Source organism: Devosia sp. (assembly GCF_024707125.1).
Lineage (GTDB): Bacteria > Pseudomonadota > Alphaproteobacteria > Rhizobiales > Devosiaceae > Devosia.
Genome location: NZ_JANQAH010000013.1, coordinates 7,501 through 21,407, shown reverse-complemented (window position 1 = coordinate 21,407; position 13,907 = coordinate 7,501). Strand labels below are relative to the sequence as shown.

The 13,907-nt window shown below is 62.7% G+C and carries 12 protein-coding genes (1 of these 12 running past the window's edge); 4 read left to right on the top strand and 8 right to left on the bottom strand.

Annotated elements, in window-relative coordinates:
• Nucleotides 1–14 precede the first annotated feature (14 nt).
• Genes NVV77_RS20950 through NVV77_RS20915 form a run of 8 tightly spaced genes read right to left on the bottom strand, consistent with a single transcriptional unit; the run spans nucleotide 15 to nucleotide 10,510 of the window.
• A complete protein-coding gene (locus NVV77_RS20950) occupies nucleotides 15–236 on the bottom strand; it encodes a hypothetical protein (protein ID WP_295416505.1) in 222 nt (73 codons plus the stop codon).
• A 54-nt stretch (nucleotides 237–290) separates the two neighbouring features.
• Entirely contained in the window at nucleotides 291–1,643 is a 1,353-nt protein-coding gene (gene guaD / locus NVV77_RS20945; protein ID WP_295416895.1) for a guanine deaminase, read from the bottom strand.
• A gap of 2 nt (nucleotides 1,644–1,645) precedes the next feature.
• On the bottom strand, nucleotides 1,646–3,508 hold the full coding sequence (locus NVV77_RS20940) for an adenine deaminase (protein ID WP_295416502.1): 1,863 nt from the start codon (nucleotides 3,506–3,508) through the stop codon (nucleotides 1,646–1,648).
• A complete protein-coding gene (locus NVV77_RS20935; RefSeq protein WP_295416500.1) occupies nucleotides 3,505–5,550 on the bottom strand; it encodes a hypothetical protein in 2,046 nt (681 codons plus the stop codon). Before NVV77_RS20935 ends, NVV77_RS20940 begins: the two co-directional genes overlap by 4 nt.
• The gene (locus tag NVV77_RS20930; RefSeq protein ID WP_295416497.1) at nucleotides 5,547–7,091 is read right to left on the bottom strand and encodes an ABC transporter ATP-binding protein; all 1,545 of its coding nucleotides are present in this window, start codon (nucleotides 7,089–7,091) and stop codon (nucleotides 5,547–5,549) included. The genes NVV77_RS20935 and NVV77_RS20930 overlap by 4 nt, the downstream gene beginning before the upstream one ends.
• A gap of 50 nt (nucleotides 7,092–7,141) precedes the next feature.
• Entirely contained in the window at nucleotides 7,142–8,191 is a 1,050-nt protein-coding gene (locus NVV77_RS20925; RefSeq protein ID WP_295416494.1) for a BMP family protein, read from the bottom strand.
• Between the two features lie 22 nt (nucleotides 8,192–8,213).
• Nucleotides 8,214–9,167, bottom strand: a complete 954-nt coding sequence (locus tag NVV77_RS20920) for a nucleoside hydrolase (RefSeq protein WP_295416492.1) — start codon at nucleotides 9,165–9,167, stop codon at nucleotides 8,214–8,216.
• Nucleotides 9,167–10,510, bottom strand: coding sequence for an amidohydrolase (locus NVV77_RS20915; protein ID WP_295416490.1), 1,344 nt, complete (start codon nucleotides 10,508–10,510; stop codon nucleotides 9,167–9,169). Before NVV77_RS20915 ends, NVV77_RS20920 begins: the two co-directional genes overlap by 1 nt.
• Before the next feature lie 136 nt (nucleotides 10,511–10,646).
• Between NVV77_RS20915 and NVV77_RS20910 the strand changes: the two genes are divergently transcribed.
• The 4 genes in view from NVV77_RS20910 to NVV77_RS20895 are tightly spaced (at most 9 nt apart) and all read left to right on the top strand, a layout consistent with a single transcriptional unit that may run on beyond the window.
• Nucleotides 10,647–11,606, top strand: a complete 960-nt coding sequence (locus NVV77_RS20910) for a hypothetical protein (RefSeq protein ID WP_295416487.1) — start codon at nucleotides 10,647–10,649, stop codon at nucleotides 11,604–11,606.
• Nucleotides 11,603–12,340 carry a creatininase family protein gene (locus NVV77_RS20905; RefSeq protein WP_295416484.1) on the top strand — a complete coding sequence of 246 codons (738 nt, stop codon included), beginning with the start codon at nucleotides 11,603–11,605 and terminating at the stop codon, nucleotides 12,338–12,340. Before NVV77_RS20910 ends, NVV77_RS20905 begins: the two co-directional genes overlap by 4 nt.
• Before the next feature lie 9 nt (nucleotides 12,341–12,349).
• Complete coding sequence (locus NVV77_RS20900) at nucleotides 12,350–13,351, top strand: LacI family DNA-binding transcriptional regulator (protein WP_295416483.1); 1,002 nt, start codon at nucleotides 12,350–12,352, stop codon at nucleotides 13,349–13,351.
• 9 nt (nucleotides 13,352–13,360) lie between these two features.
• On the top strand, nucleotides 13,361–13,907 hold the 5' portion of the coding sequence (locus tag NVV77_RS20895) for a glutamine amidotransferase (RefSeq protein WP_295416481.1). It continues 206 nt past the right edge of the window; 547 of the gene's 753 nt are visible here — the first part of the coding sequence; its start codon is at nucleotides 13,361–13,363; its stop codon lies off the right edge, out of view.

Here is a 13,907-nt window from a genome sequence, read left to right as displayed (position 1 = left end):
TCCGGGCAATGACGCTACCACCTTAGTCCGGATGGGCTTGGGCGCTTGAAATGTTCGGTCAGGGCGATCAGCACGACCATGTGCAGGCGCTCTTTCGAACCGGGGTCCTTGAGGCATTTGACGCGGGACGACACGGTGAATTTGAGGCCATTGCGCAGCCCCGTTGCCGTATAGGAGAGCAATTGGGCGGCAGCGTCATAACTGGCTGCTACGACCTTGAACTCCATCGTCGACATCGCCCTCGTCCACCAACCGACCGAACCCATCATGGACCCGAGGGGCGGATTCCTTCAAGGGGTGCGATCGATCCCGTCGACCCAGACATGGGCGATATTGGCGCGTGTTGTGCCGTAAATGAGCTTCTCGAACACGGCTGCAAGGCTCGTTTCGTCGAAAAGGCGGATGGCGCCGGCTCGCGCATTTGTGTCCACGGCGAGGACGTCGAAGCGATAGCCGGGCGCGATGATGCCAATGGGAAGATCGAGCGCGACGCCACCGCCCGATGTCGCGAGATGGAAGGCTGCAACGAGGTTGATCGCAGAATTTGGTCGGCCGCGTTTGTCAGCCGGCAAGGCAGGGTCAGTGCCTTCGGCGAGCATGCGGGAGGACTGGACCGTAGTGCGGACGGCTTCGAACATTGAGGCCGAGGGGCCGCCGGAGATGTCGGTGCCGAGGCCGACATGGACGCCCTTTTCCAATGCGTGGCGCAGCGGGAAGACGGAATTGGCGAAGTAGATGTTTGACAGGGCGCAATGGGCCACCGCGGCGCCGCGAGAGCTCAGGCGATCCATATCGTCGTCGGTGAGGAAGTTGGAATGCGCGAGGACGCTTTTACGTGTCAGTAGCCCAAAGGAGTCGAGGGCGGCGGCGTCGGTGATGCCGAAACGTTCGAGGACGTGGCCGTGGGCCCAGTCGCTTTCCGAGCAATGAGTCTGCACATGGCAGCCGCACTCTTGGGCCAAGGCGCCGAGGCCGGTGAGGGCTTCGTCGGTGCAGGACGGAATGAAGCGCGGGGTGATGACCGGGAGGACGCGCCCTGCCCCGTTTTCGGGATGGGTGCGGATGTGGTCGATGACGGCACGGGTTTCGGCGACTGCGGTCTCGGCGCTGTCGTCACGATAGTATTCGGGACAGGCGGCAGGGTCGTCCATCACGACCTTGCCGACGAGGGCGCGCTGGCCTTTTTCGATGCAGATATCGGCGAGGAGTTTTGTCGCCGCTTCATGCTGCGTAGCGAAATAGAGGGCCGTGGTGGTGCCAGTGGCAAGGAGATCGTCGACGAGGGCGGTATAGCGCTCGCGGGCGAAATCCAGGTCGGCATAGCGGGCTTCGAGCGGGAACGTGTATTTTTGCAGCCAGACTTCCAGCGGCTCATCGAGAGCGAGGCCGAGCTGGGGGTATTGGGGCGCGTGGATGTGGAGGTCGACGAGACCAGGCAGACCATAATAGCCGTCGGGGAGGCGATGGAGGCGGTCGCCGAGTTCGGCTTCGACCAATGTCCGCATGGAATCGCCGGCGGGGTGGATGTCGGTGATCGCACCGGTTTCATCGACGCGAATGAGGACGTTTTCCAGCACCTCCAGCTTTTCGCGCGTCGGCGCGTGGAAGAAGGTGCCGATGATGCCAGCGCCGGAAATGTTCATGTTCACCAGACGATCTTGTGCGTTTCGCCCGTTTGTACATTCACGAAGCCTTCCGGGCAAAGCTCGGAGGGGGCGACGAGCACCCAGCGCCAGGGCGAACAGGTGAGCGTCGCGAAGATCAGGAATTCGGGGAAACCGGGCTTCCAGCGGTTCATGGCGGCAGGGGCATAGACCCAGTCCACCTCTTCGGCGCGGGCGAGGAATTTTTTCATGTCGGCGTCGAACGCCTCGGCGGGGCGCGCGGTCATGAGGCCGGCGATTTCGAGGCGGACTTCTGCGACGACTTCGCCCTTGTGGACGAGGACCCAGCCGCCGTCGATTTCGGCGAGGCGATTGACGGCCTTGGCCATGGCCGCGTCCGAGGAGCCGATGCACCAGATATTGTGACTATCGTGGGCGACTGAGCAGCAGAGGGCGGTGTCGGGATCGGAGGGGCCAACGCCGCTCCAGAACATTGAGGCCACCGCGCCGTCGCCACGATAGCGATCGATCATCGACCATTTGGTGATGAGTTTTTGGGGGTCACGCTGCACTTCGCCGTTTTCGACCGGTAGGGTTTCGACGGCGAAATCCTCGTTCCAGGCGAAAGGGCGGGAGATGGCAGCCTGCATGGTCGTGCGGCCGGGCTCGGCCTTGATGGCGAAGTCGGCTGCGGTGAGGGTGCGGCCGATATTGACGGAGCCAGAAGCCCAATCGGGCCAGTCGATGCGGACGTCTGGGCCGGTATAGGTCTTGCCGTCGGAGACAAGCTGACCGTCGGAATAGACATGGGCGATGTCGATCGAGGGGACATCGCGCAGAAGCACTATGTCGGCATAACGCCCCGGGGTGATCGAGCCGACCCATTGGTCGATGCGCATATGGCGCGCGGGATTGATGGTGGCGCACTGGATGGCGATCCCGGGCGAGAGGCCGTAGTGGATCGCATGGCGAACATTGTGGTCGGTGGCGCCGTCCTTGAGGGTGTCGCTGGCGCTGCGGTCGTCGGTCGTGAAGGCGATGTTCGACCAGTCTTTGAGGCCCTTTTCGAGAAGGCCGGGAATTATGGCGTCATAGGAGAAGGGCCGCAGTTCCGTGAAGAGGCCGCGCAGCAGGCGGTCCCAGGTTTCCTCTAAGGCCCAAACTTCGTGATCGGACGAGAGACCGGCAGCAGCGAAGGCTGAGATGTCATGCAGGTCGGTGAGGCCATTGCCGTGGCCTTCCACCACGCCGCGCATTTCGAAGGTGGCGCGGATCATGCCCCACATTCTCGCGTAGCCCGGATTGGTTGGGTCCCAGACCGAGGGCCAGTCCATGACTTCGTCGAGGCTTGTCACAGAGAGCCGTTCGGAGAGGAACTGCCTCTGCTCCTCATAGCCATAATAGCCTCCGGATTGCTCCCATGGCGTGGGCGGCACAGCGGAGCCGGGCTGGATGAACACTTTTAGGGGCGATCCGGCGCGGCGGGCTTTTTCCCAGAACTCGATGTTTTTCGGGCCGTTGACGTTGGCGAACTCGTGGCTCGCCTCGCAGGTCCAGGTATTGCCGCGCGGCAGCACCAGTTCGGCCTCGAAATCCGGCGTCAGGTGGGTGGATTCGATGTGCTTGTGCACTTCGCCAAAGCCGGGAACGGCGGAAAGATCGGGATAGGAGACGCGCTTTGCGACGGTGCCACGATAGGAGCCGATAGGGCCGACATAGGCGATGCGGCGGCCGGCGACGATGATCTCCTGCTTTTCCATCCACTCATTGGCGTGGACGGCGAGGAGACGGCCGACCTCGATGGCGAGATCGGCCGGTTTCTTGCCGAGGGACACCAGCAGCAGGTGCTGGCGGATGGCGACCTCATCGGCGGCCGAAAGGATGAGATCGTCGGGCAAGGTCATGTCCGGGCCTGCGCCCTTGTCTTGAGGGCGCGCTGGGCGCGGTAGGAGAAGAGGATCAGGGCAAGGACCGTGACCACGAAGGGGATGGTCTGGATCATCTCGCCGGGGATCCAGTTGAATAGATTGGGCATGACAATGGCGAGGGCTTCGAAGATGCCGAAGAGCAATGCCGCAAGCATGGCGCCAACCGGATGACGGGCGCCAAGAAGCACGGCGCCGAGGGCGATGAAGCCGCGGCCGGCGGTCATGTCACGGGTGAAGCCAATATAGTTGAACATGGCGAGCTGTGCGCCGCCGATGCCGGCAAGGGCGCCTGATGCCACCAGGCTCCAGGCACGGACTTTTGCGACGGGAATGCCGGCCGCTTCGGGCGCTGCCGGATATTCGCCGACGCCACGAAGCCAGAGGCCATAGGGGGTGCGGAACAAAAAGTACCAGACCGCAAAGACCATGAAGACGCCGAGCCAGGAGAGGATCGAGTGGCCGGAGAGGAGGCTCTTCAGCGTCGGTCCCGCGGCCGGAATGGCTTCAAGGAAGGAAAGGTCCACCCCCGGTACGGCTTTGGAGGGCAGGTTGATGGAGGTGCCCTTGTCGCCGCCGGTGGCGCGCGAGAGGGCGAAAACGGTGCCGCCCGTGGCGAGGATGTTGACCGCGAAGCCGACGAGGATGATGTCGGCTTTCAAACGGAGATGGAAGAAGGCCATCAGTGCGCCGAGCATGGCGCCGGCGGCAACACCCGAGAGCACGGCGACATACCAGGGGGCATAGACCGAGACGATGACGGCGGTCAGTGCCGCGATCAGCATCATGCCTTCCAGCGCCACGTTGAGGGCGCCCGACAGGTCGGAGATGAGGCCGCCCAGCGCTGCAAAGAGCAGCGGCGTGGTGGTGCGAACGACGGTGACGAAGAAGGTGGCGGAAAAGACCGTGAGCAGGAGTTCGATCATTTTGCGGCCTCCGGCGTAGCGGCATTGGCAGGCTTCTGGCCCATGAGGCGCGCGAAGATCTTTTTTGCCCGGCAGGGAGAAGGACGAGGCGACGAGCAGAATGATGATGGCCTGAACCACGGAGATCATTTCGGTCGGCACGTCGGTGCGGATGCCCATGAGCTGGGCGCCCTGGCGAAGATAGCCATAGGCCAAAGCGACGATGGGCACGGCGAGCGGCCGGGAGCGGGCAACGATGGCGATGAGAATGCCTTCGAAGGCGAGGTTGCCGTCAAAATTCTGCGCCAGATTGCCGAAGGCGCGGCCCTGCACGAAGACCGAGCCGAGAAGACCACCAAAGGCGCCGGCGACGGTCATGGCCGAGACCATGATGAAGCTCGAGCGGATGCCGGCATATTCGGCGAATTTTGGATTGTGGCCCACGAGACGGAGTTTCAGGCCCCAACTGGTGCGGTAAAGCAGGAACCAGACGGCGAAGGTGGAGACCAGGGCAATGATAATGCCGAGGTCGAAGCGCGTGCCGGGGAGGATGGCGGGGAAGATCGCTGTGTCTGGAAACTTTGCCGTCATCAATTGGCCGGTGCCGGCGGGGGCGAGATGGGCGCGGATGAGGTAGTTCACCACCAGAATGGCGATGTAGTTGAGCATGAGCGAGGAGACGATTTCGCTGGCGCCAAAACGGGCCTTTGCGTAGCCGGGAATGAAGCCATAGACGGCGCCGGCGCACATGGCGGCGAGCATGGCGACTGGGATCGCCAGGGGTGTCGCGCCGATGGGCGACATGGCGATGAGGGCGGCGAAAAGCCCGCCCATATAGACCTGGCCCTGCACGCCCATGGAGAATTGCCGGGCCTGGAAAACGAGGCTGAAGGCGAGGCCGGTGAGGGTCAATTTGGCGACATCGTCGATCCAGAGACCCATGGTGCGGTTGGACGAGAGCGGCGCGGTGAGCAGAGTCTGGAAGGCGGCGCCGGGATCGGCCGATGTAAGAAGGATGACGACGAGGGCGACGGCCAAGGCAATGACCAGCGCCGTCAGCGCGCGGCTGGTTTCGCTGCGGACGGTCTTCCAGCGGGAGGGAGAGGTGGTGCTCATTGGAGGGCTGCCCGCATGGTTTCGGGGTCCTGGCTCGACAGGCCAAGCATATAGGTGCCCAGCGTTTCGGCGGTGAGGTCATCGGAATTGACGAAGGCGGCAACGATCTTGCCACGATAGAAGACAACGAGGCGATCGGAGAGCGCCAGAAGTTCGGAGAGGTCGGCCGAACTCAGCAGCACTGCGGCGCCACCATCGCGGGCGTCGGTGAGGGATTTCCAGATGAACTGGGTGGCGCCGAGATCGACGCCGCGGGTCGGCTGATTGACGAGGAGCAGCTTGGGCTGTTCCGACAGCTCACGGGCGACGACCACCTTTTGCATATTGCCGCCCGAGAGCGTCCCGACGGCATAGCCGGGCCCGCCGGAGCGGATGGAAAAACGCTCGATCAGCGAGAGGGCATTGGCCTTCATTGCCTTCAAATCAAGAAGGCCATTGCGCACGAAACGCTTGTCGGCGAGGCGCGTGGCGATGAGGTTTTCGGCGATGGTCGCGCCGGTGGCGAGGCCGCGGGCGATGCGGTCTTCGGGGATGCTGGCAAGGCCCTGTTCGCGGCGTTCGAGAACACTCAGCGGGGAGAGGCTGGTGCCATTGAGATAGATGACACCATCGGCCACGGGGCGGAGGCCGGCAATGGCTTCGAGCAGTTCGGCCTGGCCATTGCCCTCGACACCGACGAGGCCGAGAATTTCGCCCGAATGCACCTTGAGATTGAGGTCCTGGGCGATGGTGACGCCGCTCTCGGCGGTCAGTTTCAGTGCCTTGACCTCGCAGGTCACATCGCCGCGGCTCTTGGCGCGATCAACGCGCAGGGCGATTTCGCGACCGACCATCATGGTGGCGAGGCTGTCTTCGGTGACGTCCCGCGCATTGACCGAGCCGACGGTCTTGCCGCCGCGCATGACGGTGATGCGATCCGAAATTTCCAGAACTTCGGGGAGCTTATGCGCGATGAAGATGACGGTGCGGCCCTGGGCGACCAGCGCGCGGACGGCGACGAAAAGCTCTTCAACTTCCTGCGGCGCGAGCACGGCCGTGGGCTCGTCGAGAATGAGAATGCGCGCGTCCCGATAAAGCGCCTTGAGGATTTCCACCCGCTGCTGCTGGCCGACAGGGAGTTGGCCGACGGGCGGCAGGGGATCGACCGCAAGGCGGAACTTTTCGGAGAGCGCGCGCACTTTTTCGATCGCCTCGCGGCGGTCGAACTTTATGCCGTTGCGCGGCTCGGAGCCGAGCACGACGTTTTCATAGACCGAGAAGGAGGGGACCAGCGAGAAGTGCTGAAAAACCATGCCGATGCCATTGTCGATGGCTTCGCGCGGATTGGCGAAGTTGACGACTTTTCCATCAAGGCGGATTTCGCCGCGGTCGGGCTGTTCGATACCGAACAGGATTTTCATCAGCGTGGATTTGCCGGCGCCGTTTTCGCCGACGACGGCGTGCACCTCGCCCGCCGAAACGGAGAGATTGACCCCGTCATTGGCGACAGTGCCGCCGGGATAGGTCTTGCCGATGGAAATGGCTTCGAGCAGCGGCGCCATCGCGGATCCTCGCGGAAAGAAAGGCCCCGCTGAAAAGCGGGGCCCGGGTCTTAGTTCATGGCGCTTTCGACGGTGATTTCGCCGGCGATGATCTTGGCTTCCTGAGCATCGACTTCGGCGCGCACTTCGGCGGGAACGAGCTTTTCATAAAAGCTGTTCTTGGAAATGCCCACGGCACCATCGGCAAGGCCGAGGATCAGGTTGGTGCCATAGGGCGCAGTGCCATCGAGGGTCTGTTGCAGGGCGGTGAAGAGCGAGTCGCCGACCTTCTTTTCGACCGAAGTGAAGATCACATCGGCCTGGGCCGGATCGGTCGGGGCGAAGATTGCCGCCTGATCGCTGTCGACGCCGACGGCCAGCTTGCCTTCATCGCGCGCAGCCTGCAGCGCACCAATGCCGGTGCCGCCGGCAATCGGGAAGACGATATCGACGCCTTGGGCGAACTGGGCGAGCGCCAGTTCCTTGCCCTTGGCCGGATCGGTGAAGGAACCGGCAACGGCGCGGGTCACTTCCACATCCGGATTGGCGGCCTTGGCGCCCTGTTCGAAGCCGAGGGCGAATTCCAGAATGGTCGCGCCTTCGACGCCGAGGATTTCGCCGAGCTTGCCGGTCTTGGAGATTTTCGCGGCCGCATAGCCGGCCAGGTAGCCGGCGGTCGAAACGCGATAGTTGATGGCGAGAATGTTGGAATTGGCGCCGCCGGTGAAATCGGGGGCATCATCGAAAATGATGAATTTTGTATCGGGATATTCCGGGGATAGTTCGGCCATGAAGCCGGTCATTTCCCAGGTACCGCCGATGACGACGTCAAAACCCTGATCGGTGGCATCGGCCAGAGCCGGCTGCCAGCGGCCGCGATCGAGGCCGGCTTCGATGACGGTGACATCAACGGGAAGCTCGGCTTCGGCGCGGTCGAGGCCGGCAGCGGCGGAGTCAAAGAAGCTCTTGTCGCCGAGATTGCCGTGGACAACCAGGGCAACCTTGAGCGGGTTTTCCTTGGTGTATTCCTGCGCCATGACGGCACCGGCAGAAACCGAGGCCAAGAGGCCTGCAGCAAGCAGGCCGCTAAAAGCGCGACGCGAGAATTTAGGCATGGACATTGACGGAGCTCCCTTGGCTTTGTCAGGTATTGGCGCGGTAGGCGACGGAAGCGCGATAGAGCGCCACGAGGCGATCAACCCTAGCTTCCTCGATAATGGTCACCATGGGCGTGCCCAGGCGGCCGGTTGGATCAACCACCGTCATGCCGCGGGTGATGCCGGGCGAAAGCGCCACATCCATCGAGGCACGCAGGGTCTTGGTCACGAGTTCCGGCTCGATCACCGCGGCAATGGCCAGGGGATCGACGAAGCGGAAGTGATCGGGGCCGCCATAGCCGACCGTGGTGCGGCGAGCATGTTCGACGAGGGCGACCGAAAAGGTCTTTTCGGGGCTTTCCGGAATGTCTTTCAAGAGAGCATCGACTTCGTCGCCGGTCATGAAATGGGTAACGCAGGGCTCCCACGGGGCGATGAGCATTTCAATCTCGGTGCCGAAGACGATGGCCGCAGCTTCCGGGTCGGCATAGATGTTGAATTCGGCGGCCGGGGTGGTGTTGCCGCGACCATAGACAGTAGCGCCCATGATGGTGAGCTGGCCGATACCATCAACGATATCGGGCGCCAGACGCAGGGCGAGCGCCAGGTTGGTCAACGGCCCGATCATCATTATGTCGACCTTTTCACCCGCCTTGGCGGCAGCGCGGAAGGTATCCACCAGATAGCCGACGCCATTGGTGCTGACCGCGTCCGGAATCTTGGCGGGACGCGGGGCGCCGCCGAGGCCGTCTTCACCGTGAATGTATTTTGCGTCGATGACCGGCTGGGTCAGCGGACGATCGGCGCCCTTGTGCACCGGCACTGAGCCTTTGCCGGCGACTTCGAGCACGGTGAGGATGTTGCGGGTTGCCGCATCGAGGCCGACATTGCCGAAGACGGTGGTGATCGCGTCCGGCGTGCGGCCATTGGCGATCAGCATGAGAAGGGCCTGCGCGTCGTCGACGCCGCCATCAGTATCGAGAATAAGTTTTCTTGCCATTATGCCACTTTCCGGGCTGCTTCGACGCGAGCCCAGAAATCCTTGTAAGTGTTTGAGTAATCGGCCCGGATCTCGGAGAAGGGCCGACGCAGGAGCTGCCTGTCGGCCACCAGCTGCTCGCCGGCGACAAAGACATGGCGCACATCCCGTCCACTTCCCGAATAGACGAGAAGCGTTTCGATGTCAGGGGTTTCAGAATAGCCCGCACCGGAAATGTCCACGGCAATGATGTCGGCCGACTTGCCGATCTCGAGCGAACCGATCTCGTTTTCGAGGCCGAGCGCCTTGGCGCCTTCGATGGTCGCCATGCGCACCAGCTCGGCGCTGGAGATGGGTTGCGCCCTGCCCTCGCGATGCGAGGCAACGAGGCCGGCGACACGCATCTCGTTGATCATGTCATAGCCATTGTTGGCGGCGACATTGTCGGTGCCGAGCGCGACGGTGACGCCGGCTGCTTTCAGATCCACGACTGGACAGATGCCTTCGCGGCCTGAACGCAAGCCCGCCGTGGCATTGTGGGAAATGGATGCATGCGGCGCGCGAGCAAAAACCGCGATGTCTTCGCGGCTAAGGTCGAGACAGTGCGCCGCATGGATACGGCCATTGAAGAAGCCTAGCTTTTCGAGCGCCACGGCCGCCGTCGTGCCGTAGCGGCGCTCAGTTTCTTCATTGTCTTCGGGACCGCAGGCCATATGCAGGTGCAGGCCGACGCCATATTCATTGGCGACTGCGACTTCGGCCAGCAGCAGGTCTTCGGTATTGTCGACATAGGGCGCGTGCGGACCGAACCAGGGGATGACCCGACCATCGGCGGAGCGCTGCTGTTTCAGGAAGTTCGTGGCTAGAGCCAATTCCTCTTCGCCGCGCTGCTTGTCGCCGAGCTGCACGATGCCATAGGCGATCACGGCGCGAAGGCCGGCTTGCTTGACCGCTTCGGCGATTTCCTCGGCGAAGAAATACTGATCGCAGAAGGTCGTGGTGCCCGTAAGAACCATTTCGGCGCAGGAGAGGGCGACGGCGGGACCGATATCTGAAGCGACCAGCGACAGTTCCGGCTCGCGGATGGAATTGTACCAGCCTTCCATGGTGAGGAGGCTTTGCCCCTCGGACCGACCACGGAACAGCACCATGGCCGAATGGGTATGGGCATTGACGAGGCCAGGCATGACCACATGGCCATCGAGCGCCTTTACGTCATCGAAATCACTGTCCGGCGGGCAGGTCTCCATGGGGCCGACACCGGTTATCCGTCCATCAACAAAGGCCACCCAGCCGGAGGGAAAGACGGCATTGCCGCTATCCACAGTGAGAACCCATGCATTGCGAAGGAGTGTAGAACCCATTTGACCTATCGCTAGTAAAGCGCTTTACATAGCTGATCTAACGACGGTTTCGCGGGGGTTGTCAAATGCTATCACGCTGGATTTGCACAAGCGCTCACCGCACGAGATTTCTGCATATTTCTTTGGCAGGCTGCCTATGAGTATCAATCCGTTTGCCGCGGATTCAGCCGTTCCTGCGCGCCTTGCTGCGGTTGGACCAGAGGTTCGTGCCGCCATAGCCGCGCGGACAAAGGCAGCGATTTCGCCGCGAAACAGACAGCCGGCGAGCAATGATGGCAGCGTGCTCGCGGCTGGTATTGCAGCTGAACTGGTGAGCGAATTCGGCCTCGCTTCCGTGCGCGATCTCATGTGCCTGCTGCTCGATGTTGCCAAGGATATTGCGCGCCCCAGCATTTCCGATTTTCATGTCGGCGCGGTCGGGCTTGAGGCGGAAACGGGCAATCTCATCCTCGGCGGCAATGTCGAATTTCCAGGCACGCGTCTGGGTTTCACCCTCCATGGCGAAGGCTTTGTCTTCACCCGCGCCATGAGCCGGGGCACCAATATTTCGGTTGTTGCCATTGGCGAGGCGCATCCCTGCGCCCATTGCCGGCAGTGCCTTGCCGAATATGCAGCGAGCGAAAAGCTCGAACTGATCGATCCGCTCGGGCACACGCTGACGCTGGCCCAGCTTTATCCCTGGCCGTTCGACCCCAATTATCTCGGGGAGCGTGGCGCCGTGCCGGGCCTCGAACTCTGGCCGGCGCTGAAATTTGACGGAGACGCTGCCTCACCCATGGCCGACACACTGCTGGCCAAAGGACGGCGCAGTCACTCGCCGTATAGCAAATGCCCCGGCGCGGTGCTGTTGCGCCTGAAGGATGGAAACACGGTGTCGGGCCTCGCCGTGGAAAGCGTCGCCTTCAACCCCACGATCCATCCCATTCAGGCGGCCATGGTTGATCTCCTCGCCCATGGCTACGGCTATGCTGACATCTCAGCGGCAACGCTCGGAACGGTGCGCGGCGGCGCTGTCGACTATTCGGTGAGCACGCGCGAACTGCTGGCGCGCGTGGCGCCAGACGCGCCCTTGCAGATCCTGGGATGGACGCCATGAGCGGCTCGGATTTTTCCCGCACCCCCTGGGTCGATGTTGCCAAGCGTATCGAAGATGGCACACTGGCCGTACTCGCCCTCGGAGCCTGCGAGCAGCATGGTGCACACCTGCCGCTGACCACCGACACCGACATGGCGCATGGCGTCGGCAAGCGCCTCGCGGACGAACTCGACGCACTACTGCTGCCGCCCATCACCTATGGCGATGCCTGGACCGCCAGCGCCTATCCCGGCACGATTTCCATCTCGCCGCGCACGCTGCAGGCGATGATGGAGGATATCGGCCACGAACTGCTGCGCATGGGCGTAGAGGGCCTCGTCATCGTCAATGGCCATTTTGGCAATCGCGAGCCCATGCTGCTCGCCGCCCGCACTTTGACGACTGCTGGCCTGCCGGTGTGCCATCTCGACTATCCCGGGCTCGAGCGGTTCGCCGCCGAAATCTGCGACAGCCAGCCGGCGGGGCCGGGCTTTTATCACGCCGACGAAGTGGAGACCGCAATCATGCTCGCGGTCGCGCCCGAGGGTGTCGACATGGAGCGGGCGCAGCCGTCCTATCCGAGCTTTCCGCCAGCCTTTGGCAGCGAACCAATGCAGTTTCGCGACTTTAATCCATCTGGCGTTTTCGGCGATCCGCGTCCGGCCACTGCAGCCAAGGGCGAGGCGCTGATCGCGGGCATTCTGGGCGAAAGCCTGCGCATTGTCGCGGCATGGAGGGAGCGTCATGGCATCTAGGGGGCAGAGATGGCCACGCTGAGCGATGTCGCAGCCGAGGCCGGGGTGTCGCCCACGGCCGTTTCGCGCTATCTCAACAATCGTATCGACCTGCCCCAGGCAACGCGCGACCGGATCGATGCGGCCATAGCCAAGCTCGACTATCGTCCCAATCTCCTGGCGCGGCGTCTTTCCACTGGCAAATCCGAAGCCTTCGCGCTCGTCACGCCCGATATTGCCAACCCGTTCTTTGCCGAACTGGCCGCCGCCGTCGAGCGCCAGGCCCATGCCAGCGGCTATTCAGTCTACATCACCTCCACGGGCGGCCATGCCGATGCCGAGATCAATGCCATCCGCCGCATGGCCGATAGCCATGTCGATGGGCTGATCATGACCACCAACCGGGTGGATGACGGCTCGCTCGCCAATCTCCTCGCCGGCCGGGAAAATGTCGTGCTGCTCGATGAGGATATCGATGGCGTCAGCGTGCCGCGGGTTTTCGTGGACAATGCGGAAGGCACCTATCTCGCCGCGCAGCATCTCATCGCCATGGGGCACAGGGATATTGCGTTGATCGGCGGACCGCACCGGCTGATGAGCGTCAACGAGCGTCTCGCCGGTTTTACCCGCGCCATGGACGAGGCCGGTCTGCCGGTGCGCCCCGGCTGGGTACTGCTCGGCGACTATACCCGCGACTATGGCGTGGCGGCCGCTTCAGTGTTGCTCGATGCGGTCGATCCGCCCACGGCCATCCTCGCCTGTTCCGACTACATTGCCATCGGCGTCATGCAGGTCGTTCGCGAATATGGTCTATCCATTCCCAACGATATCAGCCTCGTCGGCTTCGATGACATGGCTTTTGCCGCCCTTGTCGACCCGCCGCTGACCACAATCCGCCAGCCGGTCGCCGCTATGGGCGAGCTCGCCGTAAAGCATCTCCTCGCCCTTCTCGAAGGGCAAACCCCGCCAGCCGAGACAAGGCTGGCGGTCGAATTGGTGACGCGCCAATCCGTCGCCGCCCCCTCTAGATAAGGCCTGACCATGACAAAGCGCATCCTGATCGCCGGTGAATCCTGGACCGTGCATTCGATCCACCAGAAGGGCTTTGATAGTTTTACGACCACCGAATATGCCGAAGGCGTGCGCTGGCTGAAAGCGGCGCTCGAAAAGGGCGGCTGGGAGGTTACCTTCCAGCCCTCACATGTTGCGGCACGTGACTTTCCGTTCACCGCCGAGGAGCTGGCGGCCTATGACGTCGTGCTGCTCTCCGACATCGGCGCCAATACGCTGTTGCTGCATCCCGAGACGTTTACGAAATCAAAGGTCCTGCCCAACCGCCTGGTCTCGATCCGCGACTATGTCGAGAAGGGCGGCGGCCTCGTCATGGTCGGCGGCTACCTGACCTTCCAGGGCATTGACGCCAAGGCACAGTATGCCGGCTCGCCCATCGAAGAAGCCCTGCCCGTAACCATCGAAAAAGGCGATGATCGCGTCGAAGCCCCGCAGGGTATTGAACCAGTGGTCACCGATGCTGGCCACCCCATCGTCGCCGGCCTTGAAGCGACCTGGCCAATCCTCCTCGGCTACA

Bases quoted from the DNA above. Each gene is read 5' to 3' on its own strand.
- NVV77_RS20950 (WP_295416505.1), bottom strand. From the start codon at position 236: ATGTCGACGATGGAGTTCAAGGTCGTAGCAGCCAGTTATGACGCTGCC.
- guaD (WP_295416895.1), bottom strand. From the start codon at position 1,643: ATGAACATTTCCGGCGCTGGCATCATCGGCACCTTCTTCCACGCGCCG.
- NVV77_RS20940 (WP_295416502.1), bottom strand. From the start codon at position 3,508: ATGACCTTGCCCGACGATCTCATCCTTTCGGCCGCCGATGAGGTCGCC.
- NVV77_RS20935 (WP_295416500.1), bottom strand. From the start codon at position 5,550: ATGAGCACCACCTCTCCCTCCCGCTGGAAGACCGTCCGCAGCGAAACC.
- NVV77_RS20930 (WP_295416497.1), bottom strand. From the start codon at position 7,091: ATGGCGCCGCTGCTCGAAGCCATTTCCATCGGCAAGACCTATCCCGGC.
- NVV77_RS20925 (WP_295416494.1), bottom strand. From the start codon at position 8,191: ATGTCCATGCCTAAATTCTCGCGTCGCGCTTTTAGCGGCCTGCTTGCT.
- NVV77_RS20920 (WP_295416492.1), bottom strand. From the start codon at position 9,167: ATGGCAAGAAAACTTATTCTCGATACTGATGGCGGCGTCGACGACGCG.
- NVV77_RS20915 (WP_295416490.1), bottom strand. From the start codon at position 10,510: ATGGGTTCTACACTCCTTCGCAATGCATGGGTTCTCACTGTGGATAGC.
- NVV77_RS20910 (WP_295416487.1), top strand. From the start codon at position 10,647: ATGAGTATCAATCCGTTTGCCGCGGATTCAGCCGTTCCTGCGCGCCTT.
- NVV77_RS20905 (WP_295416484.1), top strand. From the start codon at position 11,603: ATGAGCGGCTCGGATTTTTCCCGCACCCCCTGGGTCGATGTTGCCAAG.
- NVV77_RS20900 (WP_295416483.1), top strand. From the start codon at position 12,350: ATGGCCACGCTGAGCGATGTCGCAGCCGAGGCCGGGGTGTCGCCCACG.